Source organism: Streptomyces phytophilus (assembly GCF_013870535.1).
In the GTDB taxonomy this organism is placed as follows: domain Bacteria; phylum Actinomycetota; class Actinomycetes; order Streptomycetales; family Streptomycetaceae; genus Streptomyces; species Streptomyces phytophilus.
Window position 1 is genome coordinate 1 of sequence record NZ_JACBXC010000468.1, and the last position, 4,319, is coordinate 4,319.

The window sequence follows — 4,319 nt, forward strand, 5'->3', positions numbered from 1 at the left end:
GGCCGGCGTCCAGGGCCCGCCGGTGCGGCGGATCAACTCCCCGTCCGCCTCCGGCAGATGCGCCGGCCCCGCGAGGAAGTCCGCGACCAGCTCCTGCGGCGTCAGCAGCGGCCACAGCTCCGCGATGGCCGCGTGCACGTCCTCGTTGGCGGCGACCGCCTTGCCGAGCTGGGCGATGTCGTCCGGGCCGAGCAGGTTCTCGTCGCCGAACGGGTCGTCGCCGATGCGGTCGGCGAGCTGCCGGGTCAGCCCGTCGATGACGTTGAACGCGAAGTGCGGCTGGGCCGCGTTGTGCGGCAGCCCGGTGGCGCGGGCACGCTTGCGGGCGGCGTTGGCCAGCCAGTAGTCGAGGTGCAGCTCGCCGTCCTCGTGCGGGACGGCGACGGTCGACTCCGGCAGCCGCTGCCGGCCTTCGAGGTACGCGGCGAGCGCGTCCGCCATCGTCGTGCCGCCCTTGACCGCCGCGGCAGCGGGGGTGTCGGTGCCGGTGGCGGTGACGCCGGGGAACAGCTCGCCCGGGGTGGCCAGCAGCACGCCGGTCTCGCCGAGCGCGGGCAGCACCTCGGAGATGTAGCCGAGGAAGGCGGGGCCCGGACCGACGATGAGCACGGCACGGCGGGCGAGCTGCTCGCGGTGGGCGTAGAGGAGGAAGGCGGCGCGGTGCAGGGCCACGGCGGTCTTGCCGGTGCCGGGCCCGCCCTCGACGACGAGGACGCCCGAGCGCGGGGCGCGGATGATCCGGTCCTGGTCGGCCTGGATGGTCTGCACGATGTCGTGCATCCGGCCGGTGCGGGCGGCGTCGAGGGCGGCGAGGAGCACCGCGTCCGCGTCGGTGCCCTCCAGGCCGGTGCGTTCGGTGTCGGCGAGGTCGAGGATCTCGTCGTGCAGACCCGTGACCCGCGGGCCGTGCGCGCCGCTCCCGGTGGAGATGTGCCGGCGCCGGCGCAGGCCCATGGGGGTGTGGCCGGTGGCGAGGTAGAAGGGTCGGGCCACCTCGGCGCGCCAGTCGACGACGAGCGGCGTGCGCTCCTCGTCGGCCGCGCGCATGCCGATGCGGCCGATGTGGTGGTCGCGGCCGTCGCGGAAGCTCAGCCGGCCGAAGCACAGGCCGTGCTCGCCGGCGTCGAACGCGGCCAGCAGCCCGGACTGTTCGGCCACGAGCACGTCGCGCTCCAGCCTGGCCTGCAGGGTGTTGCCCCCGTCCCGGGCCAGGGCCGTCCGCATCCCCGCCGCCGCGTCCTCGCGCAGCTCGGCGAGGCGCTCCCGGAGCAGGTCAAGGAATTCCTGCTCGCGTCGCATTTCCTCGTTCTGCACCTCGTTTGACAATTCAACTCCCGCACGGTTAGACTGCCCGCATCGCTCTTTCCCCCAGCGCCAGTTCATGAATAATGAATGTGCGCAGAGAATTCCCGAGCATAGCATTCCGAGGCTCCGACCGAATTGCGGCGGAGCCTTTGTCGTGCGCCCCGCGGGTTACGCTCGGGGCATGAGCACTGCAGACACCCCCGAAGACGTGGCGCACCTTCTGGTGCGCTGCCTGGAGGCGGAGGGCGTGACGCACGTCTTCGGCGTGCCGGGCGAGGAGAACATCCGCTTCGTCGACGCCGTCAACGCCTCACCGTCCATCGACTACGTCCTGGTGCGCCACGAGCAGGGCGCGTCGTTCATGGCGGAGATGTACGGCCGTATCACCGGCCGCGCTGGGGTGTGCTCCGCGACCCTCGGCCCCGGGGCCATCAACCTGCTGCTCGGCGTCGCCGACGCGCACACCAACAGCACCCCGGTGGTCGCGCTCGCCGCGCAGGGCGGCCTCGACCGGGTGCACAAGGAGTCGCACCAGGTCATCGACCTGCCCGCGATGTTCGCCCCGGTCACCGACTGGTCCAAGCAGGTCCAGGACGCCGCCGCAGTGCCGGAGATGGTGCGCCAGGCGTTCAAGACCGCGCAGACCGAGCGGCCCGGCGCCGTCTTCCTCGCGCTGCCCGAGGACATAGAGGGCGTCGTCCCCGACCCGCCGCTGAACCCGCTGCCGATCAACCGCCCGCGCCCCGAGGCCCCGTCCCCGGGGCAGCTGGAGCGGGCCGCCGAGGTGCTGGCGGGCGCCGCGCGCCCCATCCTGCTGGCCGGCCACGGCGCCACCCGCGCCGGGGCAAAGGACGCCCTCGTCCGCTTCTCCGAGCGGCTCGACATCCCGGTGGCGACGACCTTCAACGGCAAGGGCGTCTTCCCCGACGACCACCCCAACGCCCTGGGCGCCGTCGGCTTCATGCGCCACGACTACACCAACTTCGGCTTCGACAACGCCGACGTCCTCATCTGCGTCGGGTACGAGCTGCAGGAGTTCGACCCGGTCAAGATCAACCCGCAGGGCGACAAGAAGATCCTGCACCTGCACCAGTTCCCGGCCGAGGTCGACTCCCACTACCCGGTCGCGGTCGGCGTGCTCGGCGACCTCTCCTCCTCGCTCGACGGCCTCGCCGAAGCCGTCGGCCGCACCTTCCACGGCGACGGCCGGCTCATCCGCGGCCTGCTCGCCGAGGAACTGGCCCACGGCCGGCGCAACGCGGCCTTCCCGCTCGCGCCGCAGCGCGTCGTCGCCGACGTCCGCGAGGCGCTGGGCCGCGACGACGTGGTGCTGGTCGACACCGGCGCCGGCAAGATGTGGATGGCGCGGCTCTACCCCACGTACGAGCCCAACACCTGCCTGATCTCCAACGGCCTGTCCACCATGGGCTTCGCGGTGCCCGGCGCCATCGGCGCCAAGCTCGCCCGGCCCGACGCGCAGGTGTTGGCGATGACCGGCGACGGCGCGTTCCTGATGAATTCCCAGGAGCTGGAGACCGCCGTCCGCGAGGGCATCCCGATGACCGTCCTCGTCCTCGTCGACGACGAGTACGGCCTGATCACCTGGAAGATGGAGCTGGAGATGGGGCGCCACTCCCACACCCGCTTCGCCAACCCGGACCTGGTGGCCTACGCGGAGAGCTTCGGCGCCCGCGGGCACGCGGTGAAGTCCGCCGACGAACTGCTGCCCACGCTGCGCGACGCCCTCGCCCACGACGGTGTGGACGTCATCTCCTGCCCCGTCGACTACACCGAGAACCTGCGCCTGACCGACCGGCTCGGCGCCCTCCAGGGCCCGTTCTGACCCGTCCGCCCACTCCGTTCCGGCAGCCGGTGATCCTCAGCCCGCCGGGCTGAGGATCACCGAGCGGGTCAGGTGGCGCGGCTCGTCCGGGTCCAGGCCGCGGGCGCCGGCCAGCGCGACCGCCAGCCGCTGCGCCCGGACCAGCTCGGCCAGCGGGTCGAGCCCGCCGGTCACCCACAGCGCGCCGGTGGCGTGCACCTCGTCCTCCAGACCCGCGGGCGCGTCGCCGATCATCCAGGTGGCGGTGCCCGCGGTGGTGATGCTGATGGGGCCGTGCCGGTACTCCATCGCCGGGTACGACTCCGTCCAGGCCAGCGCCGCCTCGCGCATCTTGAGCGCCGCCTCGTTGGCCAGGCCCACGGTCCAGCCGGCGCCCAGGAAGGTGAACTGCCGGGCCGCCAGCAGCCCCTGCGGCAGCGGCTCGACGAGCGCCAGCTCCGCGTCCTCCACCGCCGTGGCCGGCTGCGCCCCGAGGTGGGCGCGGAGCAGGGTCAGCGCCGTGGTCGCGAAGCGCGTCTGCACCACGGAGCGCTCGTCGGCGAAGTCCAGCACCACGGTGTCGTCCGCGGCCTCGGCCACCGGCGTGGCGCCGTCGGCGACGATGGCGGTGGTACGCACCGAACCGCCCAGCTCGCCGAGGAGCCGCAGCACCTCCGTGGTCGTGCCGGAGCGGGTGAGCGCCAGCACCCGGTCGTAGCGCCGGCCCGCCGGGAAGCCCGAGGCGGGGAAGGCGTCCGTCTCGCCCTGGCCCGCCTCCTCGCGCAGCGCGGCGTACGCCTGCGCCATGAAGTAGGAGGTGCCGCAGCCGACGGCGGCGACCCGCTCGCCGCGCTGCGGCAGCAGCGCCCCGTACACCCCTGCCAGCTCCGTCGCCCGGCGCCAGCACGCGGGCTGATCGGCCAGCTCAGCGGCTACGTAGGTCATGTCAATCGCCCCGCCCTGTGTGAGAACCATTGTTCAATCGTGCATGCTAAGGCAGAATTCCAAGCATCTTCAAGCATCCTAGGTGGGAGGATCCGGGTTGAACCAGCACGAACGGCACGGTGCGCTGCTGCGGCTGCTGGCCGAGCGCGGCCGGCTCGACGTGGAGGCCGTGGCCGTCGAGGTGGCCGTGTCCGCGGCGACCATCAGGCGCGATCTGGACCAGCTGGCCGAGCAGCAGCTGCTGGTC

Annotated in this window: 4 protein-coding genes; 2 read left to right on the forward strand and 2 right to left on the reverse strand. The window is 72.9% G+C overall.

Translation table 11 applies throughout. From position 1 onward, the window contains the following. Positions 1–1,299 (reverse strand): HelD family protein (locus H5J30_RS19380; protein WP_445194948.1); only part of this gene is annotated, 1,299 nt, incomplete at its 3' end. Positions 1,300–1,486: 187 nt separating this feature from the next. On the opposite strand from H5J30_RS19380, the gene H5J30_RS19385 reads away from it, so the two are divergent. After that, on the forward strand, positions 1,487–3,148 hold the full coding sequence (locus H5J30_RS19385) for an acetolactate synthase large subunit (protein ID WP_181788677.1): 1,662 nt from the start codon (positions 1,487–1,489) through the stop codon (positions 3,146–3,148). 36 nt (positions 3,149–3,184) lie between these two features. Here the strand turns inward: H5J30_RS19385 and H5J30_RS19390 are convergent, their stop codons facing one another. Then, the gene (locus H5J30_RS19390; RefSeq protein WP_181788678.1) at positions 3,185–4,072 is read right to left on the reverse strand and encodes an SIS domain-containing protein; all 888 of its coding nucleotides are present in this window, start codon (positions 4,070–4,072) and stop codon (positions 3,185–3,187) included. A 97-nt stretch (positions 4,073–4,169) separates the two neighbouring features. Between H5J30_RS19390 and H5J30_RS19395 the strand changes: the two genes are divergently transcribed. Further along, on the forward strand, positions 4,170–4,319 hold a 150-nt coding region (locus H5J30_RS19395), incomplete at its 3' end, for a DeoR family transcriptional regulator (RefSeq protein WP_181788679.1).

Excerpts from the sequence above, each read along its gene's own strand:
- H5J30_RS19385 (WP_181788677.1), top strand. The coding sequence starts at position 1,487 with ATGAGCACTGCAGACACCCCCGAAGACGTGGCGCACCTTCTGGTGCGC.
- H5J30_RS19390 (WP_181788678.1), bottom strand. The coding sequence starts at position 4,072 with ATGACCTACGTAGCCGCTGAGCTGGCCGATCAGCCCGCGTGCTGGCGC.